The 25,896-nt window shown below is 51.8% G+C and carries 27 protein-coding genes and 1 pseudogene; 2 read left to right on the top strand and 26 right to left on the bottom strand.

The genetic code is table 11. The features are described from left to right. The 3 genes and pseudogenes from NKJ21_RS02155 to NKJ21_RS02150 form a co-directional block, all read right to left on the bottom strand. A complete protein-coding gene (locus NKJ21_RS02155) occupies positions 1-420 on the bottom strand; it encodes a translesion error-prone DNA polymerase V autoproteolytic subunit (protein WP_002901812.1) in 420 nt (139 codons plus the stop codon). 549 nt (positions 421-969) lie between these two features. Continuing rightward, positions 970-1,392 (bottom strand): hypothetical protein, encoded by a 423-nt coding sequence (locus tag NKJ21_RS27735; RefSeq protein WP_025983156.1) that lies wholly within the window; start codon positions 1,390-1,392, stop codon positions 970-972. Positions 1,393-1,469: 77 nt separating this feature from the next. Further along, positions 1,470-1,583 (bottom strand): annotated as a pseudogene (locus NKJ21_RS02150) (DNA-invertase); the annotation flags it as partial. 138 nt (positions 1,584-1,721) lie between these two features. Between NKJ21_RS02150 and NKJ21_RS02145 the strand changes: the two are divergent. Beyond that, positions 1,722-2,648, top strand: a complete 927-nt coding sequence (locus NKJ21_RS02145; protein ID WP_085846220.1) for a hypothetical protein — start codon at positions 1,722-1,724, stop codon at positions 2,646-2,648. 227 nt (positions 2,649-2,875) lie between these two features. Here NKJ21_RS02145 and NKJ21_RS02140 read toward each other — a convergent pair whose 3' ends face one another. The 23 genes from NKJ21_RS02140 to NKJ21_RS02035 all read right to left on the bottom strand — a co-directional run bounded on the left by NKJ21_RS02140 (position 2,876) and on the right by NKJ21_RS02035 (position 25,512). After that, the gene (locus NKJ21_RS02140) at positions 2,876-3,616 is read right to left on the bottom strand and encodes a hypothetical protein (protein WP_040244200.1); all 741 of its coding nucleotides are present in this window, start codon (positions 3,614-3,616) and stop codon (positions 2,876-2,878) included. A gap of 9 nt (positions 3,617-3,625) precedes the next feature. Beyond that, a complete protein-coding gene (locus tag NKJ21_RS02135; RefSeq protein ID WP_085846221.1) occupies positions 3,626-5,740 on the bottom strand; it encodes a hypothetical protein in 2,115 nt (704 codons plus the stop codon). A gap of 76 nt (positions 5,741-5,816) precedes the next feature. Further along, complete coding sequence (locus tag NKJ21_RS02130) at positions 5,817-8,885, bottom strand: host specificity factor TipJ family phage tail protein (RefSeq protein WP_254732679.1); 3,069 nt, start codon at positions 8,883-8,885, stop codon at positions 5,817-5,819. Continuing rightward, on the bottom strand, positions 8,882-9,262 hold the full coding sequence (locus NKJ21_RS02125) for a hypothetical protein (RefSeq protein ID WP_004152651.1): 381 nt from the start codon (positions 9,260-9,262) through the stop codon (positions 8,882-8,884). The genes NKJ21_RS02130 and NKJ21_RS02125 overlap by 4 nt, the downstream gene beginning before the upstream one ends. A 9-nt stretch (positions 9,263-9,271) precedes the next feature. Beyond that, entirely contained in the window at positions 9,272-9,754 is a 483-nt protein-coding gene (locus NKJ21_RS02120; protein ID WP_064114801.1) for a DUF1833 family protein, read from the bottom strand. Continuing rightward, positions 9,741-10,214 (bottom strand): hypothetical protein, encoded by a 474-nt coding sequence (locus NKJ21_RS02115; RefSeq protein WP_023313121.1) that lies wholly within the window; start codon positions 10,212-10,214, stop codon positions 9,741-9,743. The genes NKJ21_RS02120 and NKJ21_RS02115 overlap by 14 nt, the downstream gene beginning before the upstream one ends. Further along, positions 10,214-13,795 carry a phage tail length tape measure family protein gene (locus tag NKJ21_RS02110; protein ID WP_064114800.1) on the bottom strand — a complete coding sequence of 1,194 codons (3,582 nt, stop codon included), beginning with the start codon at positions 13,793-13,795 and terminating at the stop codon, positions 10,214-10,216. The genes NKJ21_RS02115 and NKJ21_RS02110 overlap by 1 nt, the downstream gene beginning before the upstream one ends. A gap of 210 nt (positions 13,796-14,005) precedes the next feature. Next, a complete protein-coding gene (locus tag NKJ21_RS02105; RefSeq protein ID WP_057775156.1) occupies positions 14,006-14,290 on the bottom strand; it encodes a hypothetical protein in 285 nt (94 codons plus the stop codon). A 49-nt stretch (positions 14,291-14,339) separates the two neighbouring features. Next, complete coding sequence (locus tag NKJ21_RS02100; RefSeq protein ID WP_004217333.1) at positions 14,340-14,696, bottom strand: hypothetical protein; 357 nt, start codon at positions 14,694-14,696, stop codon at positions 14,340-14,342. A gap of 76 nt (positions 14,697-14,772) precedes the next feature. Then, complete coding sequence (locus NKJ21_RS02095; RefSeq protein ID WP_114501367.1) at positions 14,773-14,949, bottom strand: hypothetical protein; 177 nt, start codon at positions 14,947-14,949, stop codon at positions 14,773-14,775. 167 nt (positions 14,950-15,116) lie between these two features. Then, a complete protein-coding gene (locus tag NKJ21_RS02090) occupies positions 15,117-15,599 on the bottom strand; it encodes a hypothetical protein (protein ID WP_254732677.1) in 483 nt (160 codons plus the stop codon). Between the two features lie 53 nt (positions 15,600-15,652). Further along, positions 15,653-16,825, bottom strand: a complete 1,173-nt coding sequence (locus NKJ21_RS02085; RefSeq protein WP_254732675.1) for a phage tail tube protein — start codon at positions 16,823-16,825, stop codon at positions 15,653-15,655. A gap of 23 nt (positions 16,826-16,848) precedes the next feature. After that, positions 16,849-17,241: a phage tail terminator-like protein gene (locus NKJ21_RS02080; RefSeq protein WP_032434136.1), complete on the bottom strand. Its 393-nt coding sequence runs from the start codon at positions 17,239-17,241 to the stop codon at positions 16,849-16,851. Continuing rightward, positions 17,238-17,789 (bottom strand): hypothetical protein, encoded by a 552-nt coding sequence (locus NKJ21_RS02075; RefSeq protein WP_064114798.1) that lies wholly within the window; start codon positions 17,787-17,789, stop codon positions 17,238-17,240. The genes NKJ21_RS02080 and NKJ21_RS02075 overlap by 4 nt, the downstream gene beginning before the upstream one ends. A gap of 1 nt (position 17,790) precedes the next feature. After that, positions 17,791-18,174: a hypothetical protein gene (locus tag NKJ21_RS02070; protein WP_064114797.1), complete on the bottom strand. Its 384-nt coding sequence runs from the start codon at positions 18,172-18,174 to the stop codon at positions 17,791-17,793. A gap of 1 nt (position 18,175) precedes the next feature. After that, positions 18,176-18,571, bottom strand: coding sequence for a hypothetical protein (locus NKJ21_RS02065; RefSeq protein WP_064114796.1), 396 nt, complete (start codon positions 18,569-18,571; stop codon positions 18,176-18,178). 40 nt (positions 18,572-18,611) lie between these two features. Beyond that, positions 18,612-18,845: an Ig-like domain-containing protein gene (locus NKJ21_RS27805; RefSeq protein ID WP_370655368.1), complete on the bottom strand. Its 234-nt coding sequence runs from the start codon at positions 18,843-18,845 to the stop codon at positions 18,612-18,614. A 47-nt stretch (positions 18,846-18,892) separates the two neighbouring features. Continuing rightward, positions 18,893-19,846 carry a major capsid protein gene (locus NKJ21_RS02060; protein ID WP_004190653.1) on the bottom strand — a complete coding sequence of 318 codons (954 nt, stop codon included), beginning with the start codon at positions 19,844-19,846 and terminating at the stop codon, positions 18,893-18,895. A gap of 10 nt (positions 19,847-19,856) precedes the next feature. Beyond that, a complete protein-coding gene (locus NKJ21_RS02055; RefSeq protein WP_114501365.1) occupies positions 19,857-20,642 on the bottom strand; it encodes a hypothetical protein in 786 nt (261 codons plus the stop codon). A gap of 84 nt (positions 20,643-20,726) precedes the next feature. Beyond that, on the bottom strand, positions 20,727-21,839 hold the full coding sequence (locus NKJ21_RS02050) for a phage minor head protein (RefSeq protein WP_064173559.1): 1,113 nt from the start codon (positions 21,837-21,839) through the stop codon (positions 20,727-20,729). After that, positions 21,823-23,223 (bottom strand): DUF4055 domain-containing protein, encoded by a 1,401-nt coding sequence (locus tag NKJ21_RS02045; protein WP_114501363.1) that lies wholly within the window; start codon positions 23,221-23,223, stop codon positions 21,823-21,825. Before NKJ21_RS02045 ends, NKJ21_RS02050 begins: the two co-directional genes overlap by 17 nt. Then, positions 23,223-24,530 carry a terminase large subunit domain-containing protein gene (locus tag NKJ21_RS02040; protein ID WP_004190663.1) on the bottom strand — a complete coding sequence of 436 codons (1,308 nt, stop codon included), beginning with the start codon at positions 24,528-24,530 and terminating at the stop codon, positions 23,223-23,225. Before NKJ21_RS02040 ends, NKJ21_RS02045 begins: the two co-directional genes overlap by 1 nt. Further along, positions 24,508-25,512, bottom strand: a complete 1,005-nt coding sequence (locus NKJ21_RS02035; protein ID WP_114501361.1) for a terminase small subunit — start codon at positions 25,510-25,512, stop codon at positions 24,508-24,510. Before NKJ21_RS02035 ends, NKJ21_RS02040 begins: the two co-directional genes overlap by 23 nt. A 46-nt stretch (positions 25,513-25,558) precedes the next feature. Here NKJ21_RS02035 and NKJ21_RS02030 point away from each other — a divergent pair, with 46 nt between their 5' ends. Continuing rightward, on the top strand, positions 25,559-25,894 hold the full coding sequence (locus NKJ21_RS02030) for a hypothetical protein (RefSeq protein WP_254732673.1): 336 nt from the start codon (positions 25,559-25,561) through the stop codon (positions 25,892-25,894). Positions 25,895-25,896 lie beyond the last annotated feature (2 nt).

Here is a 25,896-nt window from a genome sequence, read left to right as displayed (position 1 = left end):
TCAGCCAGCCGATTTGATGATGTAAGTTACGACCCCGAACACATCGAGAGTATCCTCGCTACCAACGACTATCGGCGAATATGCAGGGTTCATTGGGTTAAGCTGAACCCGCGGATGCAGCTGCAGCTTCTTAACGGTAAATTCCCCATCCACAGCAGCAATAACGATATCGCCATGAACTGCTGTCCTTGAGCTATCCACAACCAGAAGATCCCCTTCCCCTATGCCGGCGTCTTTCATGCTGTCGCCGGCGGCTTTGACAAAATACGTCGCACTGGGGTGGTTAACGAGCAACTCGTTCAGATCGATACGTTGCTCAACATAATCCTGTGCAGGGCTTGGAAAACCACATTGCACAAGGTCACTGTACAACGGGATCAGCATGATCTCACGTAACTCAACGGGCGTGTAAAACTGCATAATTGACTCGCTCAGATTAACACTGTTTTTATATACAGTAGTTTTAACAGGGCGACATATCAATATAGGCTCTGGCTATCAATTTACGCCATTGACGTAACACATTGATGTAACGAGTAAGGTTAGTCTGAAAGTGTTTTCAGGCCTTAGCTGTTTGATGGTTTTGCAAACAATGCGAGGTTAAAATTTTTCAGCTATGGCAATGCCTTCATAGCAAATTGTTCACCTGCGATCTCTTGCATACGGTTCGCAGGTGAGCAAACTTAACCGGCTGGAAAATATTTATAAATCGTCTTCACCCCCTCCTATCACATAGGCCGCCGATCCAATGTTTTAACTGCTCAGACCAGAAATATCTGGAAGCTTTGGGCGCCTTCTTAGAAGATAGGGGTGTGCGAAGACGCACACAGCAATGATGTTATGTAGTATTTTCCCCTTGAGTGTGCCTGCTCAAGGGGATTTTTTATCGCCGTATTGTACTGGCAAATATTTGTAAATCGTCTTCACTCCCACGCCTGTCACATCGGCCACACGCTACTGGACAGGCGGTTAGTCCGGTATGTTTCTCGCGCTACTACTGCTTACGTTAACGTCTGGTAATGATCTAGCGGCGCGACGTAAAGCGGCGTTGAAAGCAATTATAGTGACCGGCCGGCGTTGGTACTTCACACGGTTAGAATGGCTCTGAAATAAAAAAACATCTTCTGGATAGCGTTCTCTTCTACGAGCAATGATCCCCTCCACTGGAGGGGTTGATTCAACACGTAGCGCCTTCAGATGTCCCGGTTCCCGTATCATTATCGAACAACCATCAATGTCATCGTAACGGAGTGACAGCAGCCTTCCCGCACTTAAACGTGTGTAAAAAATCAACGCCCACAAATCAGCCCATGTATCGGACATGTGCATAAGGTTATGGTTAATAGTTAGAAAATCTCTAAAACTTATTATTTTCTTACTCATCACAAACAAACCAAACTGTTTTCAAAGCTGAATGAATTGATTAAGCCAAACGTAACATATCAGGAAAAGTAGTGAAATCTTTGTCTTCAAGTCGCCGGGAGGTACTTGTAGATTGTTTTCACGTCTACACCTATTACATCAGCCACCTGCTGCCGGGTTGATCCAACCTCCATCACCCTGCGGCAGCGCTCTACGGCATCTACTCCATTGCCTGTAGTCTTGATAAAGATGAGAATTATATATTAAACTTAAAAATCATCTGGATTTGCATAGTATAATAGTGTATTAAATTATCATATAAAAGAATAAATTTATCCTGATAACTTAGGAATGATAAAATGGATAATAACCTTAAGATAGATAGCTCAAAACAAAATTTATTTACCGAACCTTCAATCACGCAAGTAACAGTAAAGGTTGATAAGGTCGACAAAACACTTTTTAAGTTTGAATTAAAAAAGAATGGCGATGTTTTAATGTATTGCAAGCATGCGCAATTTTATAGAGACTCAGGTGGGGTGCCGAATAATGATAATGAAATAAAACAGCAAAGATATTCATTTCATAAAAGTTTGGACAGTAAGGAGAACATTAACTTCATAAAACAGACGCTTGACATACCTACGTCTGGAATAATAAACACTCACATTGTCACTCCAGCAATAAAAAATAATTCAGGATTTATTCATGTATTTAGCAGAAGAGCACCAGACCTCTCAATTGAAAAATACAATGCCAAAAATAAAGGAAAATTCAGAAGGTTAAGTATCGGTGAGTTTGACTGTACATGTTCGACGATTTTTTACTCCCTCTTTATTGGTTCATCAAGTACACAAGCACCAGAAAATAATACGAGAAAGAATGTTTTGATGTTTACCATAGGAGATTTTAAGTTTATTCTTAACTGGACTTACTTACCTTTGCCAGCACATTCATCAGGGAATCTAATTCATAGCACAACAATAAAGGACGATGCAGATAACATTATCGGCCAGGCTGAAGGGGTTGATTATCATGGAGCAATAGAGCAAAGTATGTTTTATTTCAAGATGCTTATAGCTGAATACAATGATACTCTGCACATTGCCGAGGGATTTCCTTCAAATTTCGTTCTTGAATTATTTAAACTTACCGGATTTTTAGACGGAGGTACTATTTCAAGCCCAAGCAGAACAAAATTAATAAAAAATATTAAGAAAAATGGCGCTATCAGAAAATACCCTTTTATTGCCACAAGAATTGTAAAGAAAACAACCAATCATTAATGGGTGGGGGTAATTATGCATAAACACAAAATATACCCCGCCCCCTTACATTGCAACCTTAAAAGAGATGTCTTCCTCTCTTTTTTAAGACTAGCGAAGGACCATCATGGAACTTTTGAAAGCCTGTTAATTAGGGGCTAATTTTACCACTTACATCCATGACATGAAAAAACATTGACTAAAAATGATAAAGCAAACCTTCCACCATCAAAAAGTGGAGACTTATTTTAACTTATTGGTATCTGACCCGATAACATATCTTTCAACGTCGAATACATACTGTTTTTTTCTGCCGTCGTCAGATTCACTCCAGACCATATCCCCCAGGCTGATTCCTGAATCGGCCCGTTCAATCCCCCCGTCACGGTTGAAATATCATACCCGATACCCAGGCGGATCGTGGATGTCGGAATTGCCCTCGTAGCGAATGGCGCCAGGGCTGCGCTGACCAGGGCACCCTCTCTGAACATGTGAAGCTGTACGCCTGCCGCTGAATAATCCGCAACCAGTAAAAAAAATTTTGTCAGGTCTGCTGCGGTCAGGGCCAGAGATGACGTCGCCACGCCTGTTGTCGTGCTGCCAATCGCTCTGACCGTCAGGTTAACCGGGTCAATAACGAATGTGTCCCCCTGAGGCACTGGCGGAGTGCCATTACCGCCGTGATATGAGCCGATCCCCAGCGACCGCAACGAGCCGCTAATTACTGGTTTAACCAGCGCCATCATGGTCTTGACCGGTGTATCTGCAATTCCCGTATCATACCCTGCGTTATAGCCGTTCAGCGTCTGATAACCATCACCCATCACTGGTGAGCCGATTTGTGTCGGTGCCGCCCCTGCCAGCATGGTTACCCCGTCAGCATTCAGCAACCCAATATTGGCGACCGTCGGTTGAGGGTAGATACTGCCGATAATATTGGCCGGGTCCCAGCCAGAACCATCCACGATAAAACCTAATTTTGCGACCATGTGTGCCTCTTAGTTTAGTGTGATTTCTTCAACGATTGCGTAGTTATCCATGCGATACGCCACGCCGTTCGGGTCGAATTTGATAGTGTCGCCCTGGCTGTCACGAAGGCAGCAGCGTGGACCATTGGTTCGGCTCGGGAGTGTCCCGGTGGTGCCGCCAGTAAAGCCCAGGCGGATTTTTGAGCCTGCGGGAATGCCGCCAGATGCACGGACGCGCAGGCGGTTCAGGTGGACAGAAACTTCGGCTAGCGTGAGTTCGTTGCCGTCAGGGTCTATCACCGATAACCCGTAATTACCCGGATCGGTGACAATACTGGTATCCAGCACTAGTTTGCCAACCGGGTTATACCAGATGTTTGCTATGCCCCCCTGGAGAGAAACGTCCTTTGACCAGAGCGGCTCGAATTTTTTCCCGCTCAGCATCTCCTGCACGATAGCCAGTCCAAATCGATATCCATAAATTTTTGAATCAAATCCCAGCAGATGCGCTTGATCGAAGTAGTCGTACATGTACGTCGGCTGAACAAGGCGCGTATCATCCCGTGTGCGGGCCAGCTGCAATGCCGCCAGGGGGATCGTCGGATAAAGTGTGTTCGGAGTGCGGTTTTTCCATGAATTGAACTGATCAAGAAACCAGGGAAGCTCAACGGTTTTCCCCACGAGAGACGATACGTAGGCGTTGACAGTAGCGACCATCTGATCGAATGAGGCCATGTATGTTTCAGCGGGGGTACCTGCTGACTGGTCAGCCTGCCCCTGAGACCAGATCATGGCATGAGGAGAATATGTCCAGCCTTTCTCATTGGCTCTTGCCATGCCGTATGCCATATCATCTTTCAGGCGGGTCATGTAAATGCCCGCTGGCTGTTTCAGCTCTGAAATGGAACGGCTACCCTGACCGGGTGATGATGCCAGTAACTGAACATCACCTGGCGTATAACCCGCGGCATCGACAGCAAGCCGATCAAGAATAGCGGTTACAGCCCCGCCCAGTGGCGTTTCATATCCGGTTCCGTCTCCGGTGACAGCGGAGGTTTCAGTGTACGGTACGATACTGGCATGATTCTCTTCAGACGTTCCGGCTCCATCCTGGGCTCGCACCCCGGCAATAAATCGCCAGGCATTCAGGACCTCTGCGATAGTCTGCAGCGGCATCGCGTTAATACCAGTCCCTACTGACTGCCCAAAAATACAGATATGGATAAGATCTGCGAGATTATATTTAATCTCTTTTTTTTCAGCCGGAATTGAGTCTGACTCGATGGTAGTGGCGATAAGTTTTTTTACTTTTATCGTACCGGATTCAACGCTTCCATCGGTTTTCCCGCCGTGTGTAACCCGCCCGTAATCATCCATCCAGCCCCACAGAAAACCCTCGGGTAATGTGCCTGTGGTTTTCCCCCCGCCATGTAAAACGATGTCACCAGTCAATTTCCCGATACTGGCTACCAGTGCCTGCAGCTTCCCTGCCGCAAAGGTGCCGTCGTCTTTCAGGCCAACAGCAGCGCTGCCGAACAGGCTCATGAGCGCCCATTCAAATCCCGGCGGGATATTTGAGGTCACCTCAGCCCCGCTCGCCAGCTTCATTGATTCCGTCGTCAAGGACTTGATATCAGCTGACGCAAACGCTGCGAGGTTCGCGATCATCTTCCCGAAGTTCAGGGCACCAGAGGAATCAATACCACCGACATACTGCCCCTGCGTATTGGAAAAAATAGCGTCAAACCCATCAACACCACTGCTACTGAACATGGAGTTAAAAAGGTAGAGAAAGTCAAAAAAGCGCTGAGCGCCCAGCAGCCACGCAACCTCCTGAGCAACACCATTTGCATTAACAAAATATCGAAAGGCCACAGGCGATTCGGTCCCTTGCGGCGTACGGAAATATTGCCCGTTTGTTGTGCCTGCTATCCCGGATGGCTCATCCGGAAATGTTGAGTTGGAGGTATCAAGCGACGCGAGCACGCTTTCAATATCAGCAGTGATCCCGCGCCAGGTAGGAAGAGGCTCTCCGCTGCGGTCATCCACCGTGGATTGTTCACCATTGACCAGCTTATCCAGACGCTCGGCGTTATCGAGCAACACAGCGGGAGACGTGCTCCCCAGCTCCGGGTTAAAGGCCATGTTTTTTGCTCCAAAAAAGGCGTTCGCCCAAACGAGGGTTTGAGCGAAAGAAAAGTTGAAAGGGATTTTTTTGGTATTAAGCAGCGTCGCCGGGGTATGTGGCGTCGTCGTACTGGTAGAACGATTCGAGGTATTCTTTTGCGGTGATCTGACAGGTGCCGTCAGACTGCGGCGCGATCTCCTCTACAATGGCGTCGTAGACGTGGCGCGTTGAGCCGCAGAACACCAGGCGGATCGGCTCGATGGTTGCCGACGACAGGTCAACCCGCATGGGATCATCAAACTCGCTCAGGTGCGGGACTGACAGCTGAAAATCACCCACCCTGCTCGCCACCATCAGCCCGGATGCAGAGCCATCCTGATAACGGATCAGCGCGCGGGGATTTTCGAAAGACCAGTCCAGCGGCTCCGTGACGGTGAACGTTGTCACGCCACCAGCCGTTGTCATCGCCTCCACCAGACAGGAAATCGTGTTGTTGCCCGGAATATCATCCGTGAGCACTATGCGATCGCCCGTGTTGTAGCACAGCGCGTCCAGCTCGGTAGTGGTCTGGAACGTCACCCGCTGCTGCAGGTATTTCATCAGGCGACGCATCCCGATTTGGTAGGCGTGATCCTGATTCAGTACCCCATCGAGTTTGTAATTCTCTATTTTCACCGGCGTAGGATTATCAGGCGTCCGGCATTTAACGGTCTCCTCTGCCCAGGTAGTCCCGTTGATGTACGTCACGTCGACACCATCAAAATCATCATCTGAGGGCACGGTAAATCCGCTCTGCAGCTCCTCCACCATCTCATGCGGAGTGATCACGCCAGTCCATGGCTTAATCCCCTCACGGTTGACCGTCGCCAGGCCATCGCTTAACAGAAAGCGGGACTTCCCGGCATTGGCTATCTTCTGCAGCATTTCCAGCGCTGAGATACTGTCTCCGGTAGCAAAATCGAAATTTTCCCCCCGTGGCGTCCAGTACGCGGACTCCAGCGCGTTGATGGTGTCGACATCCATCTCCAGCCCCAGCGAGTTTCCGACATGCAGCAGAGCACCCGAGATAGTTCTGGCCGTTCCTGAGTCATAGGCGCGCGTGGCCACAACGTTTACGCGGCGGTCCGACTGAGCCGCCAATTTGCCCCCCGTCTCAACGGTCACCGCCATCAGCGACACGCCGGGATAGGATGAAGGGCGCGTCAGCAGTCGCCCGCGCAGCGCCTGCCAGTACATACTGTCTCGCGCGTTGTTTGAGCCCTGCTCATTGCGCCGACGGCAGCGAACCTCTACCAGCCCCGGAGAGCTGAGGGTGATCCGCTCAGTGAAACCTAACCCGTTGACGTTTTTAAGCGCATACTCGCCCTGGTGACTCACCCACCCCGATCCGGAACCGTAGACGCGATACTGTATCTCCCACTCCACGTGGCGGATCCGTTTTTTGCCCTTACTGTCAAAGCCACAGATGCCGTTCGGGAAGGAGAAATTCACCTCGAATGCATCCACCACTTCATTCTCAGGGCAAACCAGGAACGGCCCCAGCCAGCTCAGCGTGTCGTTAAGACCAGTGGCCTCATAGTCGATCATCGTCCTGGCGGTGAATCCCGGCCATGATTCATCAACGGCACCGGAAACCAGGCGCGCCACCGTCGCCGTCGTGCCGTCAGCTGACACAATCCGGTACTCATTCCCGCGGTGAGCAAGTGAAAGCCGTTGCACCCCCTCCGGCATCCCGGAGAATGCGGTGCCCGTGGCAGAGTTATAGGCGAGTGTCACATTCGCCGTTACCGCCGGGCTGCCGCCGGTTGATGCCGTGCCGGAGGTGTAAACCGGGGCATCACCGAAAACAGCTGCAGGCAGCGAAGAGGACGTGATCGCCCCACCCGCGAACGGACTGGCCGACTCGGTTATCAGTACGGTGCCGCCGTTGTCCTGCGCAACCAGGCCGGAGCCGGTGAGTCCCTCGGTGATGGCCGCCAGCAGTCCCGACATCGAGACGTAGTTAGCCACCAGCGACACCGGGTAGGTAACCCCCTGCCAGGTGATCGTGAACGTGCTGGAGCTGGTCGAAAAATCGTAGGTGGTCGGGGCCGCACTGGCCTGGACTTTTGCCGCACTCCCCCCGGTGCCGGGCACTGCAGCCTGACCGGGGGTATATGACGCGATAAACAGATCGTAATCGACAGAGTTAAACCCCAGCGTCACCGGCATACCTACTACCGGCGCGATCTCCGTCAGCAGCGGGCTTGCGATAACGCTGTATCCGGCCGCCGTGGTGATCTGGTAGTTCGCCGGGGCTTTAAGTTCGACCACGGCGCCAGCGACCCAGCTGGGCGGCAGTGCGTTATCGTTCTCGTCATTATCGTCATCATCATCCGTATCCAGCCCCGTAAACGTCACGCTCGATCCGGAGACGGTCATGCTGTCTGCGATAATGTCGTCTGCGTCCGGCGACGTCTGGGCCATATCCAGCCCGGTGCCGGATGACGTCCCGCCAACTTCGGTGGAGTTGACCCAGTTTTCGCTGCGCTCATCACCGGAAACGTCCGCGCCTGGCGGGTAATGGGTGCTGCTGAATCCCGGTAGCGTTGAAGCTGGCGTACTGCCAACCCTGATATCGCCATTGGTATAAATCAGATCACCGACACCGAGACACAGCAGCATCTGGACGCGCATTTTCGTAGGATCGGCGGCATCAAACCGGGTAACCGGCTGCACCACATAATCAGGGTAGATACGCACCCGGCCAAAAACCTCACGAATGGCATCACCGAGTTTTGCGGTATTCGCCTTTGCCGGGTTCAGGTCGAGACTCCGCCCTGTAGATGAGGTATAGCCTCCCGTATCGATGTTGCTCATCATAAACAGCGAATAGGCTGCAGCGGCAACGGAGATACCGACGCCGATCCACGCGATTGTGGCTGCCTCCAGCCCGAAGGGAACCGGATAAAGCCTGACATCACTATCAGGGCGAATCACACACTTAGCCCACTCGCCTGGCGGAATTAACAGCCCCTCAACCTCAACGGTCAGCGGTGGGACATCCCGATCCTCGTAGCCTTCAACATTTGCCACCAGCCAGCTGCGAATACTGGTTACACCATGCTCATGCGTTTCGAGTGGTTCACCGGGAAGCCGGGACGGGTAAAAACGAATGGTCATTGCCAGAACTCCACTTTGACAAATCGCCGCTTAAACCGCGGCAACGGCAGAAAGGTGACGTTCGTTCCCGGATTGCATTCCGCCACATGCAGCAGACCATCGATACTGACCACGATCCCTACGTGGGTGACAGTCGACCCGGAATAACAGGCCACCCCGGCCCCTTCGCAGGGTTCGCAGCGCTCAAGGGTAAGCATCATCCTGCGCGCTTCCCGGTCGAGGCCGCCGTCGTCTTTGGTGACCCCTGCAAAATCGGGCCAGACGGGTAAATTCAGGTCGCGGCGTATCTCGTTCACAATGCCGAAACAGTCAAGTTGCGGGTATACGCGCCCGCCCTTCAGCCAGGTGACTGAACGGTATTTATCAGGGTTAAACATTGGGATTCCTTAGCTGATATAACGCAGTCCGGGGAATACAGGGAGCGTGTAGCGGTATCGCGGCCAGGCGGTATCGAGGATATTCATGTAGCCCGCAGTGATCTGCACCTCTGTCGCCGTCCAGGAGCCCGACTTGATTTTCAGCGTATACGGCACTTCCGCAGGGGCCGCTAAATCCGTGGAGATATAACGCCGGTACGTCAGAAATGCAGACAGAAGGTTAGCCAGCGCATTGCGGATCGCCGTGGACACAACACCATCGATATTGCACAAGGCAAATTTGAGGTCCTGCGTGCCGTCCGCATTGCGCGCCGGCAGCGCAATGTCTATCGCACAGGCTGAAAACGTTACGGTATCGCCGTTCTCCGTCGTTGCCGTAATGTTGTCGTAACCCTGGCACAGGTAGTGAACATCAGAGCCAATGGTGATCTGCAGCGTTTCAATGATCACCTCCGGTCCGCTGCTGGCGTAGAGGCGTTTAATCTGCGTCATGCTTCGGCCACTCCTTATTCAGCGCAATATCCAGCAACGAACTTCCGACGATCCATTCCGGGTAATTACCCCATGGGGCAGGAGCAAGGGGGCGTTCCCATAATTCAAGCGTCGCTGTGTACTTCCAGTAAATCGGGGCCACCAGCACCGGTCCCTGATAAATATCTGTAAAGCGGCATTTGTAAAACTTAATGCCTGCCGGCGTCTGCAGCTTCATCATGAACCATGCAGCCCCGTCAGATAACGCATCACGGAACCAGGACTCAAACGCCAGTCCCTGCGCATCGGTTTCCATAAACCAGGTGATGCTGGCCTGCGTCGGTGTGGACGTATAAGCTCGCCTTTGCCGCGCGCGGCCGGTAGTTAACTGGGTTCGTTTTAACGGGCTTACAGGCTGGAATCCGTATCCTTCCTGTAATGGCATCGGAAGACTGTCATGCGGGTAGTAGATATCAGTCATCACTCTAACCCTCTGCCTGAATATTTACTGCGCATTGCCTTACCAACTTTCCCATCTCCCCTCAACAATTGCGCAGCAACCTGATCCAGGGCTTCCGTTGTCGCCCGCTTCTGCGTTTGAGCCATGGAGAGAGCCATCTGATCAGGTGTCACACCGGGCGGCGTATGGAAATGTTGCTCAATGGGAGCATGGATGGTGGTCTTGCTGCTGTTATCGCTGTTAACGTTCTGCACACCAGTACCAAACCCTGTACGCCCCAGAGTTGCATCAAGCGGTTGGCCATTTCGAAGTGCCTCAAGCTGAGACACGCCGATCCGGTTCGTTGATGCCTGGTCGAAGACGTACTCTCCTTTGTGAACAATACCCGCTGGCTGATACTTACCACCGGGGCCGGTGTAACCGCCGGAGGCGAAGCCAACGCCTGAAACAGCCTGAATATTTGAGACGATACTGGCGGTCTGCGCAGCGATTGAGGCCATAGCGATGATGTTGGCCGGATAAGGCGCGCTTACTGCACCGCTTGCTATAGCCTGCTGGATTTTCACCATCGAGTCCGCGATAGCGAATGCCTTGCTCGCAGCAAAAGCGACCTTGTAGATTGCCGATTGCTCACCAAACCCCGTTCGCATGATGTCGGCGGTACTGTCAAACAAGGACTGCGTGGCCGCAGATATGATGGTGTTTTTCTGAGCCTCTATGACCTGATTTGCATCCGCCGCACGTTGACGAATAGAGGTCATTCTGGCCTCACCCTCGGCAGTTATTTCACCGGCCTTCGCATAAGCTTCCTCCTGAGCTGCCAGCCAGCGCTGGAGCTCTTGCTGAGCCTGGTCATATTCATTGATTTGCCCCTGCATCCCCTCAAAAGTTCCAGAGAGTCGCCCTCCTGTTGGTGTCAGGTTTCCTACAACATTACGAACCGTCGAGGGCAGCTGCATATCGGTGTTTTGATAAATATCTGCCCGTGTTTTTTCATATTCACCGGGTTTTAGTTGCCCGGTTGCTTTGGCTTTCTCCAGCAGTTCAAGACGGGTTTTAAGCAGATCGTTGGTCCGCTCATCCTTCGTCTTTACCTGTTCCTGCATTTTCCGGTAATCATCCAGGGTTTTTACGGAGTTTTGCAGTGCCTCCTGCTGCTTATACGCTTGGAGGATTTCATCTGAACGGGAAAGAATCGACTTCTGGTCGGCGGTTAGCTGCGTTTTAGACTTAAGCTCAGCGATCTGCTGTTCGAACTTAACCCGCGCCTGGGTTGCGCTACTTAGCTTATCGCTGGCATCCAGTTGGTACTGCATGGCAGCTGTCTGCTGGTTTATTTGATCAAGCAGCCGGGTTGCCGCGTCCTCGGTATATGCTTTACCCTTTGGCGTCTTGGGTGATTTCGGGTCTTTGTAGCGGTCATTTATTTCAGAATATATTCTGTCATATTCTTCTTGAGTATATTTCCCGCGATACTTGGATAGCTCAGCCAACTCTTTAGCACGTTGCTGCTGCCGTGTCTGATATTTCTGAGAAAAGGCATCAGCCTTCTGCTGTAGTTTTATCCCTTCCTGCTGTTTTTTAAGGTATGGGTCATAGGATTCATTAATGGCGTCCTGAGCCATTTTCTCGGACTGCAATGAAGCTAGTCGCGCTTTAGCAGCATCGACCCCCTTTTGAAGCATGGAAAGGTCGCTAGACTTCCATGCTCCATATGGCCCAGCATATTTTGATTGTCCGGCACTTAAATCAGAAAGTGACTTTTGCGCCCTACCCAGTTCGTCCTGAGCTTCTGCTATTTTTTGCTCTATAGATTTTTCACGACCTATATCAAGCATGGCATCCCAGGCACCTTTCGCGGCATCACCCAACCATTTCCATGCCTGCTCCAGTGATCCGAGGTTACCCTGAATCTGGTCAGCACGCTGCTTCATAGTCGCAGCATACGTCTCTGTTGCCAGTCTCGCAGCCTCTTGCTGATTACCCTCGTCCTGCAACGCCTTAATCTGGTTGTAAGTTGCCAGAGTCAGGAAGTGATATTTGTCGTTCAGTTCTCCGATAGCGGCTACCGGGTTTTGTGCGATTTTCTCGAAGTCTGCCACCATGCTATCGATAGATTCATCGGTCGCATCGTTCATTGCGACAACGGCCTCTGTGACAGTCTGCATTGAACCTGTAGCGATTTTACCACCAGAGACAACACGGTTTAGTGCCTGAGCGGCGGCGGCTGTGGTATTCCCTGTATTATCTGCGACCGATCTCGCCATGTCTGCCAATTGCCCGGTGGTTACCCCGGCAATATTCCCGGTCAGAACAAGGGACTTATTGAACTCCTGTTGCTCCTGGCTGCCTTTGTACCAGGCATATGTGAGAGTACCCACAACTGCGACAAGAGCGCCGATCCCGATAGTCATGGGATTCAGAAATCCAGTCAGTTTTTTGGCATTCTCTGCATTTTCAGACAATGAGTTAGCGTTAGCTGACAGGGAATCGCTTGATTCATCGGCGGCATCTCCGGCCCCCAGCAACTGCTGTTTTATGATCTCGAACAGATTACCCCAGCCGCCAAACGAATCAGCGATCTGCGAACCCTGTTGCATGAAGATAGTGAACAAAGGCATACCACCAGCCAGGCCAACAGCAATATCATTCAACTGCGCGGGGAGTAACCGCATGGCATTTTTATACTGCCCTGCCGAGATGGCCCCATACCGCATTTCATTGCTGACCTGATTGAGCCCTTTCTCCGTCAAATCCAGCTTATTTGAAAGCTCTGCGTGGTATTCAGGCGTAAGCAGCCCGGCATCTTTGGCTGCCGACAGTTCAGCTCGCTGTTTCTTGATTTTATCTAACGCAGCTGAGAAAGGGTCAAGTTGGCCAACTAACCGCTGCAACGAAGCACGCTGCTCTTCCTGAGCCTTTACTGCCTCACGTTCTGCCTGCGCTTCTCCGTTCAACTCACGGCGGGCTTCGGCAATTTTGGCACTGTAGGCATCATACTGCTGGATACTAAGCGCACCACTATACGTATATTCGAAAATTTGCCGCTGCTGCTCGTCAAGAGCCTGTAATGCGTGGGTTACGGGATCAAGGCGAGCCTGTAATTGCGTGAGAATTCGCTCTTGCTGCGCCTGTTGCGCTGCTGAATCCTGAGCAGCTTTCGCAGCTTCTCTCTGGGCCTGCGTATACCCAGTCAATTCATCCTGAGCAGACTGAAGACGATTGCGGGTTTGATCAATGATGGAACTGTAGTGGCTGAATTCCTCAGCCCCCAGCACACCAGATAGATTTGCCTTTTTCAGCCGCTCCATTGCTTTATCCAGCTCATCAAACGCCTTTGATGTAGGATCCAGCTTATCCAGTAATTTTTCTATTTCTTCCCGCTGCGACCTTGTTGACTTCGCATTTTCGATAGCGTGTTTTGGTCCAACCTTAAGATGTGAGTTCAGATCTTTAGTAGCTGCGGAAAGATTATCCGTTGCGAACTCAGCTTTTTCACCCTCTGCTGTTATTTTGTTTAGAGCACTGGCTAAACTATCCGCATTCTTTTCTGCTCCGGTGCTATCGAGAATAATAGCGAGGCGGGATGTTTGTTCAGTCATTACCTATCTCCGGGCAATAAAAAACCCGCCGATTAAGCGGGTTTGGAAATGTTTAAACAATGATATTCTATAGCTACCAGCAACTCTTTCTCCACCTCAAAGCAGCATCATAGCCTTGCGCCATATATGCGGATACCATCTCTATCAGCATGAAATATCATTGCCACTGCCTAACTTAAGATAAATCAACTTCCTCAGAAAGGTTTATGTTCACTGCCGGGACTTTTTATCTTGCTCATACTCAGATGCTATATGCTCGTAAGTTATCTTGGCATTGAGACATTGCTTGGATGTGTCGCCGTCCCTAAGGCATTCACCATGATATCTAGCAATATTCGATGCCATACTAATTGCTGATATAAACATAGATTCACATGCCTTATTTCCATTGCACGCTTGAGATTTCATGCTATCCAAAAGCTGCACTTCCTCAATCTGAGCAAAAGAATAAGTACAATAAAAAGACAATACCAATCCTACAATAATTGCTTTCATACTCCTCCCCTCCCATAAGCAAAAAGCCACCCGAAGGTGGCCTTATCAATCAGCTTGCGTTCTCGCAACCCGGCAGGCTGCGGTCAATCACAAGATTCCCCTCAACACGCAGACCAATCTTACCGAACAGGAAGGAATGGTTAAGTTGAGTGACAACTACGTCAGACAGACCAACTGCACAGCGATCTTTTTCAATCGCTCGATCAGCGGCTGTTTTAACGTTCGGGATGCCAAGAGGGAAGATGATAACCGGATAGCTATCTTCTGCTGTTACACGTTTCCCTTTATAGAACTTACCCCCATTGAGGTTGTAATTTTTAGTGCTCGCCACAGTCAAATCTGCAACACGCACTGTACAACCAGAAAGTAACAGCGCTCCAAGCGCCAAGGCGATGACTTTTTTCATTATATGTTTCCTTTGATTGCAATCGGAAACATCCTATCATCGACTTTTAGTAGCATGGACCACCATTAATGGTAGGTCAGTTGCTTCCTTTCTTATCTGCTGCACGTTTCTGTGCCTCTGCCCACTCAACCCTCCAGGCATCATCAAGAGCCAGTATCGCTGCGTCAAACTCAATGCGGTCGATCAGGATGGTGCGCGATGCCAGGTAAAGCTCAATATCATTCAGGGATAGAGGGAGCGGCACTCCGGCCATGCCGGCATACTTCCTGCCGCGCGATATCATGGCGTAAGCGTTGAGGATCTCCCCAGTGACCGCATCAATTTCAGGCTCCGGAATGGGCGGGAGATTTAGTTTCTCCCTGCGCCACTTTGCTTTCTCGCCCTGCTCGCCAGCGAATTCCTTTAGCCACTTTTGGGCCTCTATGGCTTTTTTACGGTTTCCTGAGTCTGCTGCTCCTTACCCTGAGCAATATTCGCCGCCTCAGCCAGAATAAGCCAGTACAGAGAGGGGTTTTGCTTCAGTAACGCAACACCACGCTCCGGTGTATACGCTACCGCCGTCTCCGCACCATCCACCAGCTCCCCCACGCCTTCCCAGTCTTTCAGAAGAAAGCGCGCGCAATTGTCGATGAGAAGATCATCAACCGAGTCAATCTCGCCCACACTGGCGAGATCGAAAGCATTCGTACCGACCTGGTAGCTCTCGTCCATTTTGTCGATATGGCGCCGCACCAGCGCATTGCGTGAGCGGTATTGTGGATTCTCGCTACTGGCCACCAGCAGACGGAGTTTAAATAGCGCCTCGTCTTCCGGCGTGAATTTCTTTTTACTTCCTGCTGGCTTTTTGTAAGGGAAAAACCAGCGTTCTCCGTTCAAATCAATTTGAGAAGAAATAATCAGCATAAAGACTCCCAAAAAAGCCCGATCCGCGATGACTGCAGAACGGGCCAGGTAAATTAAGGCGCGGTAACGGTGATTTCAGACGTTGCGGTAAAGGTGCGAGCCTTACCAGTGATGATTGCAGTACCGGCTGCGTTACGCGTGACCTTCGCTGTTTTCTGCCCTGTAGAAACCACACTGGCGATAGTCGGATCCGATGACGTCCACTGGACGTTATCAGTTGAATCAGCTGGCGTAAGCGTGGCGGTTAACGTCACAGTAGAACCCACGGCCCCAGTTGAAGTGGCTGGCGCAACACTGATTGCCGTCGCCGGCACTTTAGGCACGCGCGTAATCGTCGGCGGAGTATTGGCCGCGGTGATATCCAGCTGAACCTGAACAATGTCAGTGCTCCCCGCATCCGGCCAGTCGCCGGAGATCTGCACTTCCGGGAAATCGAAGGTATAGGAGCCTTCAGCATTCTCCAGGGAGAAGCTAAACGGCACCGTTTCGCCGGTGAACGTTTTTTTGTAAACCTCCCATGCAGCCTTTGACCATGACAGCGTGATTTGACCTGACGGGGTAAAGGTTGTCGGAATGTTTGCGCCGGCGAATGCCGAACCGGTACCGATGCAGCGCTGAGTCTGCATATTGTTGTTGAACTGGATGTTGAAGGTGTCGACGCAGAAACCTGTCCCGCCATCAACACCATTTAGCCGGATGTTCGTGACCTCCTTGAAGGAGTAGCGCAGGGCCCCCGCTAAATCAACCGGCGTGGTGAAATAGCTGGTATCGTCCCCCTTCGTCTCCCAGTCCAGCCCTGCAAACGTAACGGTTGCGGTGATATCACCATCGGCCGGGATTTCCATCTGGAAGGTGCCAACCTGGCAACCGCGGGCAATCTGGGCGATCCCCACATCACTGGCAAAAGTCGCCACGGAGAACGTAATGCGACCATTACCCATCGTCAGCACGTTATTTACCCATTCGGAACCGAAGCAGCTGGCAAGAAAATCATCATGCTGGTTCCAGCGAAACCGCGTGCCGACATCGCCGCCGACATCCACTGTGCCGCGTGAAACACCCTGCGCCATGCGGTCACCAGCGATTTCGTCATTGTCGTTGGTGTTCTGCGTTGGTTTCAGACCAAATGAAGAACGACGCAGCAGGTTCCACGCCCCTGCTGTAGGCGTGATTCCTGGTGTTGTCTCGCGAATAAACGCGGCTACTACTTTTGCACCTGAGCTCACAGGAGCCTCCTGTTTTTTGTGCGCTACAGAGCGCGATAAGGAATTTGAAGATTGAGCTGTAACCAGCCATCGGTCTCACCCGCCGGCACAGCAGAAACAGCGAAATAACTCAGCTTTCCGTCGTCCTTAAACTCGAATAGCTCCGTTAGCTGGTCGGCCGTTCGGGAGATAAGCAACGTCCCGGATCCGACCGGAACAAACAGCTGAATGATGAGTAAGCCCGTCCTGTGGACGACCGGCCCATTCCCGATCTCGGTTGCGCCAGCCTGTCCTGCAATGTTGGTGAGGCGGGCCCAGATATCGCGGTTGTTGGGGTCAAATACAGGACCATTGGGATAATCCACCGCATCAGAGGCAATAGCGGTCTGTGCCGCCATTCGGGAAATGACAGCGTTTCTGATTTCTGTAAGGGTCATTTGTAGGCCTGAATCACACCATTAAACGAGACGGCATAGACGCCTGTCGGCGCCTGTGTTGAGTGGCCATTCTCCAGAGGCACGGAGTAAGGCAGGTTCGACTGGATGTAAATCACCGAGTAGGCTGGCGCCTGGTCAATAATATTTTTGCCATTAAGAAACGTCATTGTCCCGCGCGGATCCGGTTCGGTCGGGACGGAGTGATCGGGTGCGCCGATGCTGACAAAATGCGATGCCCTGAAGGTTCCTGCGCGATACTCAGCCGGCCGCCTGATATCCATGCTGTCATTAACACGGACTTTCTTCCTGAGCCTTCCGGTTTTGGTCAGGTTAGCAGGATCGGCATAAAGAGATTCGTTCCATTCCCCAACAGCTTTGTTGTATTGAACCGCTGTCGCGTTGATGGCCCACAGCTCCGGGTTACCTACAGGCGATCGCTGAACGATTTCATTCAGCAGCTGAATAGCGATTGTCCGCTGGCGCAGTTTGACATCTTCGGCCACCAGCCCGGCGAATGCCGCCGGGTCAATGTTCCAGCCCTTAGCCATATCACACCCTCCGCAGTTGAATGGAGTACGCAGCGCCAGCAGAGTCGGCAGAAGCAGTGATGACTTCGTAGCGCTGAAGCTCTCCCGTAATCGGATCCGGTGCGGTGATGATATGCCCGACGGCCGGCTTATCAGTCACCTCGTTAACCAGGGCGGCTAGCTTCACATCACCATGCAGAATGTTAACGCCATCGATACGGCGCAGTTTATAGCGCGCCAGCACTCCACGCCCCGAGTAAGTCACCTTCGTTTCAGTGCCGGTTTCCGTCACCGGATCCCAGGCACCCCGAACGGTGTATGACCCAGTGAAATCCTTAACGGCATCCTGCAGGTCGGTATCGAATGCTGCGGCGACTTCGGTTTGCAGCTCGTCACGAATTCCCATATCACGCCCTCACAAAGAACGTCTGAAACGGGTTAATCATCCACGGTTTGAGCATATCCAGTGCCAGTTGCAAATCCGGATCGAGTAATTCAGCGCTAGTAGTTGAAATCTCGGCAAACGTTCGGGAAACCTTTACATCATCAGCCTCAACGCTTTTGCTCGTCACTACGCCGGAATCCGTTTTTTGCTGATACAGATTGCCTGCAGCGGCAACGGAAGAGATAAACGCTCCGGCCTGCTTAACCTCTTCGGGAATATGTTCCTGGTCGATATCCTGAAGGTTAAGCGCCGTCATCCAGGTGTTTGCCTGGAGCACAGCTTTACCCTTTTTGTCGGCGGTAGCCCAGGTATCCCCCAGCAACTCGTCAACGTCCTGGATTGTTATATAAACGGTCATCGGATCCTCACCAAAAGAAACGGGGCTTTCGCCCCGTCAGTTAACCACCCGCTGGAGCAGTGAACGCGATCGCTTCAGTTGTTTTCACCACGCCGTCAACGGTAGCCGTCACCGTCAAGGAGCCGGCCGTAGCAGAGGTGAGTTTCACCGTCGAGCCACCAGCAGACCCTGTCTGTGACGTCGAAGCACTGAGTGTGCCGCCTGTAGACGTCCACGCCACAGATGCGCCGGAGACTCCGGCACCATTTCTGGTGTACTTGAGCGAAACGGTCACCGCGTCGGTACTGTCAGCAGTTGCGGAAGTTTTATCCACTGACAGGGTTACTCCCCCGCAGGGGCTTCCAGCTTAATCAGTACGCCTGCAGTGGATTTGTTACTGGTGAAATGTTTCTTCCAGTTCGCGCCGGTGCCGATTTTGGTCAGGTCAGGGTTAGCGCCCTTCGTCTCATCCCAGCTGTAACCCAGCAGTTCAACGTTAACCGTGCCCTCTGCGCGATAGCCAATGGCAAGGTTTTCCTGGTCGTTGATATCGTAGGAACGGAAGCCCGGAGCCTGTGATTCCGTTACGGATACCGCGCCGGCCACCAGCCCCAGAATCGCATCAACTGGCATGGTGTCAGTTACCAGCACCGGTTTACCCAACGTGCCTGGCTGTCCGCCATAAACCACCACGCCAGCTTCTTCGTAAATTTTGTTGTCGATAGCCTGATCAACAATGTCGAAATAGGTCGTGGAATGCATAACGAACAGCGCAACACGGTTAAATTTATCGCCGTATTTACGCAGGCCACGGGTCAGCGTTTTCTTACCATCAGTGGCAATATCCGCGGATACCGTCATGTCAGCATTTGCGCCAATGGCTGCAACAAGACCCTGTAGGGCATACTTGATATAACCTTCAAGCGTTGCATCAGCGACGTCGACGCCGATCACCTCGGAGAATTCGCTAACGTCGCGACCCCGACGTTTAAACGCCTCCTCCGTGGTTTCATACGGGCCGTATTTCCACGGCGCCTTAACGCTGACAGATTCACCGGCACCGATTTTTTTACCCGTTACCGGGTCGGTGGAGTTAACGTTGCGCGATTCGATAGAACCACCAACTTTATAGAAGGTGCGCTTGCGAAAATCACCCTCGATCAGTTCGTTGTCGAGAATGATTGCGCCGTTTGAAGCGGCGTTGAAGACTTCCAGATTATCCTGGCGACGCTCAAGAAACGCAGTCTGCGCGAGGTCGTCATAGATAATCAGGTCACTGTTTACGGTCGTAGGCATTGATTAGTCCTTACTTAGGCAATTTGAGATAGGCCTTCTGGCCATGTTTGCGGATGTAGTCCGCTTTGTCGCTTGAGCTCATTTCTGAACGTTTCAGACTACCGCCACCGCCACCGGGTTTATGACCACCAGCCCCGGAGCCTTCGGCGCGCGGGAACAGGTGCGGGGCCGTCTCTTTCAGAGATTCAGCCCACTCAACCGGGGTGAGCGGAGTTTTGCCGTCTTTACCGAACAGAACATCGCCATTTGCATCAACTGCTACGGCCTCGCCTTCGTCGTTGAGCTGGAATGTGCCTTTAGCACGAAGAATCAGATCGTCGGATGCTTCTGGCAGCGCGCCTGCCTTAAGCGCTGCACTGCGGATAGCATCACCCAGGACACGATCACGGAATTTGTTGGAGAACGCTTCCGCCTTTTCAGCGCGTTCATTAGCGGCTTTGATTTGCTTATCAACATCAGCACGTAGCCGCTCAGTGCGTTTATCCAGTACCTCGTCAATTTTCCCGGCGGCGATCAGTTGCGCCTCTTCATCATCAGAGAAACGCTGGAGAATAGTTTTCACCGCGTCAGGATCGATACCTTCAAAACGCTTAAGCGACTCAGTGGACTCTTTGAGCTTACCGAGTAACTCACTATTTTTATTTTTCAGGCCTGAAACCTGAGCACTGACCTGCTCATCGATCAGCTTTTGGATTTCCGGCGTAATCTCGGGCGCACCACTACCGGATCCACCGCCATCACCACCTTCACCACCAGCTGCCGAATAATATTTAATGAGCATGTTACGAATAAGCATGTTGTCCCCTTGGGATAGTTACTGTGGGCCTGGCCCAATAAAAAAGGCCGCCAGAAGGCAGCCTGATTGAATAAGATATGTTGGTTAAAGCCTGGCGTTTCTGAATGCCTGCTCATCCTTTGAGCGCAACTGGTCCAGCGTCAGCCACTCGCCCCTGTCGTTGTAGAACTCATCGGGAGACATGCCGCCATCACGAATCAGCCTGGCGCGCGTTTCTCCGACAATCTCAGCTTGTCGCGTGAACGACTGCCGGGAGAACCAGTCCTGGTAATTCGTGTCAGCCGGAAACTGTCCATCCATGCTGGCGCGCGAGCTATCCTTGATTTCGCCGACTTTAATACCTAATTCCTCGGACGATTTCAGGATGTAAGTTTCGGTGCTCCGACAGCAAAAGTGGATTTTCCCAGGTCCCTGCAAATAAGGCACCTTGTGTCCTATCGGTTTGTTATCCAGCGTGTACTTGAGTCGGTCGCGGATCCGACAATCCTTTGATGTCCGGTTATCCAAAGTAGATAACCACTGCTTACCCTTCAGAATGTCGTCGTTCGCCGACGCAAAGCTTTGTCTTGCTGTTGATGCAAGATGCCCTACTGCCGTTTTCGCTATGCTGGCCGCATTGGCCCGGCTCATCTGAAGCGCACCATCCTGGTAGCCGCGGTTAGCATGTCCACGAACCTTTTTTGCGATCTGCTCATGCGTATCGCCCAGCAGGAATCCCTGCCGCACAGTATTGGATATCCGCGCCATCCGATCAGCTTCGAGGTTGCTGGCCCATTCACTCAGCAAACGTCCCTGGAATGGACGCCCCATCGCCGCGGCATAAACTGCATCCGGGGAGATGCCAACCAGTGGATGAAGAGCCAGAACATCGTCGGGAATGGCAAACTGGAAGAGGCTCATCTGAAAAGTGGCTTCGTGCTTCGCCAGTTCCTGCAACTCGGCAGTAAGAGCTGCATACATCGACTGAATCGCATCCTTGTTTATTGCCCTGACGCTTACCAGTAACGCTTCCAGCCTAGAAACGGTAAAGCTCTCAGCGTCCAGCGTATCAATAGCCACCAGCAACCTTGCGGTAAGTTCGGCGTCGCTGTCATTCAGGACTTTTATCATCCTGTTGGCAACGCCGGTGCTGTAGCGACTAACCCATATAGCGTGGGCTACGGATTCATCATGCAGTTTGTCATTCGCCGTTGCCATTATTGCCACCAATCAGGTTAGGCGCGCCGTTACGAATGGCGTCAATGACAGTTTCAGGGTCATCAGCGGGATCTATCAGGTCAAGCCTCTGCAACGCTCTGACCATATCCGTGTCGCGGATCGCACCGGACTGCCAGGCATTGACGATTGCCGTTACCATGCCGGATTCAGCGACTTTGGCGATAAACTCCTGATTGATGCTGTAACGGTAGTCCTCGCCTTTTATGCCGAGATATCTGGCGCACCAGCCGAGCGCCAGCGTATAGGCCTCCGAGACATTGGACACACAAATGCCGAGCACCGATGTGGATGCGGTTTGCTCGCCGCTGGATTGCGTGGCGGTTTTAACCGCACCGTTCTGCTCGATAAGCCGGGCGCCAAGCTGAACAGAATAATCACGCTTACTGTCCATCGCCTCTTTAGCCAGGGTGTTTGGTTGCGCCTGAGCATAGGTAAAACTCCCCTCCTTCGGCAGAAGGAATGGAGAACGAGAACCGACACGAATTCCCTTATCCTGCAGCCAGTCACGCCAGGCGGTATCAAGACCGGAAATCACCGGCTGAACCTGACCGCAGAAAAATACGCTGTCTTCGTAATCCGCCGAATTTCGATAATGACCAAGGTTAATTTCAACGAGGGCGGCTAATGGCGACTCGTCGATGCTGGGATCGTTATTTTGTGCACCAACGAAGGTAAAGGGGATCTCATCCCAAAAATCCTCACCTTTAGGCTTCGGGTGATACTCAGAATCGACGGAAAAAGACCCTGCATCGGCCGACTTTCGCCACACCCTGCAGATAAACTTGCCGTCCTCCAGGGCAAGTTCCCGATACTGGATTTCATCCTTGTACGCAAAACCATCTTCCTTTTCCATGCATTCGCGTAAAACCACCAGCACCAGTTGATCGCGTCCATTGATACGTTTGGTGCGCCAGTTAATGATGTTCTCCGCCTGATAGCGAAGGATAATCGCCTCATCAGTCCCAGCCGCATAATCCGTATACAGCCCCTCGCGTGCGGCTTCCAGAATATTTTCTGTAACCTGCTGGGACTGCTGATAAATGCTGGCACCAGCACCATCGGCGTTATCACGAAGATAATTCAGTTTATCCGGCGCGGTCATGGTCGGGTCTTTTCGGAATGCCAGCCCCAGTAAACCCACCTTTGTATTGCCCGTTATCGCGTAGAAAACGGCGCGCTGAATGTAATCAGCATTGCGCTTTTTATTGCGTGCAGACTTATCGGACGGATCCAGAAAAGGGAGGTATTCATTCCCGGCGGCCTTTACAGCATCAGCCCCTTTGCACACGTCACGAATTTTTTTCCACACGGGCATCGCCGCCCTGACCTCAGGGCGAACATAAGTAATATCGTTATTGGCCATCAGAATGTCGTGTCCAGTGAAATAGAGAATGCAGGTCGAACGATTGGGAATTGCTTCACAATGAAGTAACCGGCGCCATCGTTGGGGTGGTCGTTATCGCTCTTTTTATCCGGTTCGCCGTTTTTATCCCACACCTGTTGTTCCAGGCAGTCGGCATAGACCGGGCAACGGGCCACATTCACCTTGTACCGGCGATCGCCATTACCATTGCAGAACATGGCGTTCATGGAGTTGATGCGGTCCTTTACCGGCGGGTTAGCATCATCAACGATGACGTTAAATCCGGCCTGTCGGAGCTGCTCAATATCTGTTTTGCTGGCGTTGTTTGACTTCCTGGAATCACCAGAGGCATCCGGGTAAATATAAATCTCGCGGACCTTGCGGTAGTCACCGTCGGCATACAGCCAGAAACGTTCCTTGATGATGCGTATCATATCGGGCGTATCGTAAGCGTTGATAATCTCTGTTACCGCGTGTGGTAAGCCGAGCCGCAATACATGGACGATCCCGGCCATCTTCCCGACGTTGAAATCCATCCCGATATACAGCGCTTCACCTGGCTGCTCTTCCTCACTGGAATTATTCAGCACCCTGTCGAACTGATGATAAATGGTGCCGCTGGTCAGGTTAGTAAACTGGCCGTTCAGATATGCCTTGATCAATTCCGGCGGGTAACTCGCCAGGAGTGAAGGAATATAGTCATCCGGCAGGTTCTTTTCGTTGTCGAATGTCGAAGCCTGTACCAGACCATACATCGACCTCAGTTCAGGCTTTTCCCTCACAGCCTTAACAAACTGGTTATAGACGAACTTAAATCCTTCAGGTGTGGTAGTCACGTCAATGCCATTACGCAGACCATCAACCTTATAACGCATACGCGCGATTATTTTTCGCCACGCCTGACGCGCCTTATCCGCTTTCAGAACGTCGAGTTCATCCACCAGCGCATTGCCGATTTTAAAGCCTACTATCGTGTCGGGCTTTTCCATCGACCGACAAATTGTCGTGCCGCGGTACTGGCGCCCACTGTAGAAATGGACCTCTTTGTTGCTCTCAACGATTTTGACTTTCAGTCCCCAGTCGTGAGCAACTTCTTCCACCGTGGGGTAGAAAATATCGCGGATCTGAGGATAGGTCGGGGCAAAGTAGCCCTGGTTTATTTTGGGGAACTCCCAGAACCCTTTGCATATTCCACCACAGCCAACCCACGTCTTACCGGAACCAAAGCCAGCTACATAGGCTTTGAACTTTTGCTGCATAGCCAGAAAACGAGCCTGGGGAACGTTAAGCGTCGGAGCTATCGCCATCCTCTTCCCTCACTCGCGCATCGACTACGTTGATATTGATCGCAACTGGCGTTGGTTCGTCATCCTCCGGGTCAGTGGCCAGTTCTTTGCGAAGTTTGTCGATCTCCAGCTGCCGGCGCTCAATTTCTATCTGCTGCAGGCGCTGGGCGAATTCACTATCAGCCAGGCCGAGACGCTTCATCACCGCCTCGAACATGCGCTCACGGCTGATGGCGGTTATCTCAATGCCATTCTTACCAAGCTTCACACCGGAATAGGCAAGCGCAGCATCAGGCGCCAGTTTGCGCGTATCAGCGAAGAAAGGCTGGCCGACGCCATCTCCATTACAGCGAGGGCATTCCGGGTTAGGTGCGCTGGTGTGGTCGTAACCGTAGCCACCAACATCGACGGGCTCGCGACGTTTTCGCTCAAGCGCTTCGAGTCGCTTCTCTTCGTACTCAACAGCATCGCGCCATTGATACTGATGACCGAAGCCCCAGCAGTAGCGGCAGCTCCCGCGGCGATACTGAGAAAGCTGGTTAGCATCGAAGGTGGCCAGGCGCCACATCTGCTCAAGCACTTCATCAGCGCTGCCAAGCGTGCGCACAATGGATGCTTTCTGCTGCTGCGCAATGGCCTGCGCAATACTAACTTTTGCTAACAGCCTTGCTCCCTGTTCATTCGCTGTCTTCTTGCTGTACCCGGCACGGATAGCGGCCTGCGTGGCGTTGTTGTCCTTCAGGTATTCCGCGACAAATAAACGCTGTTGATCGGTGAGTCCATCATCTTCCACCAGCTCTTCTGCGCACTTTTCCTTTTGCGCAGTGCGCAATTTCTTCTGCGCAGGTTTTTGCGCAGTTTGCGCAGTGGGTTTCTTGATGTATCGGCGGGCAGTAGCGTAATTCAGTCCCTGCGCTTCACACCAATCCTTCGGTGATACGCCGGTTGCGGCATGATCGGACAGGAACCGTTGCTGAAGCTCGCCCCAGTCCGGTTTTGCCATGGGTTAATCCTGTTATAATTCATTAAAAACAACACGGAGATATCGTATGGGCGTAAAGGTATTCAGAAGTGAACTTCAACCGGATAGTGAATCTGCGTATCGTCATTGGCTTAGCGATAATCCTGATGGATATGTCGTCAACACCTTAAAAACCGCCAGCGGTAAGGCAAGCAAGAGTGATGAACGCTTTACCAGGATTCATCGGGCTAATTGTAAAAAAATCAACCCGCTACTTGGACTGACGAAAAAGAAAGGCTTCACAACCGGTAGATACCAGAAGCTTTGCGCAGCTACCTTTGAATTGGCTGAGAGAGAAGCGAAATCGGTTACTGGGCTGGCAAGAGTGGAGACATGCCCATGCATGCATCTGGTATGTAGTTGAAA

Source organism: Klebsiella sp. SWET4 (assembly GCF_024296565.1).
GTDB classification, from domain to species: domain Bacteria; phylum Pseudomonadota; class Gammaproteobacteria; order Enterobacterales; family Enterobacteriaceae; genus Klebsiella; species Klebsiella variicola.
This window is presented reverse-complemented; position numbering and strand designations above follow the sequence as displayed.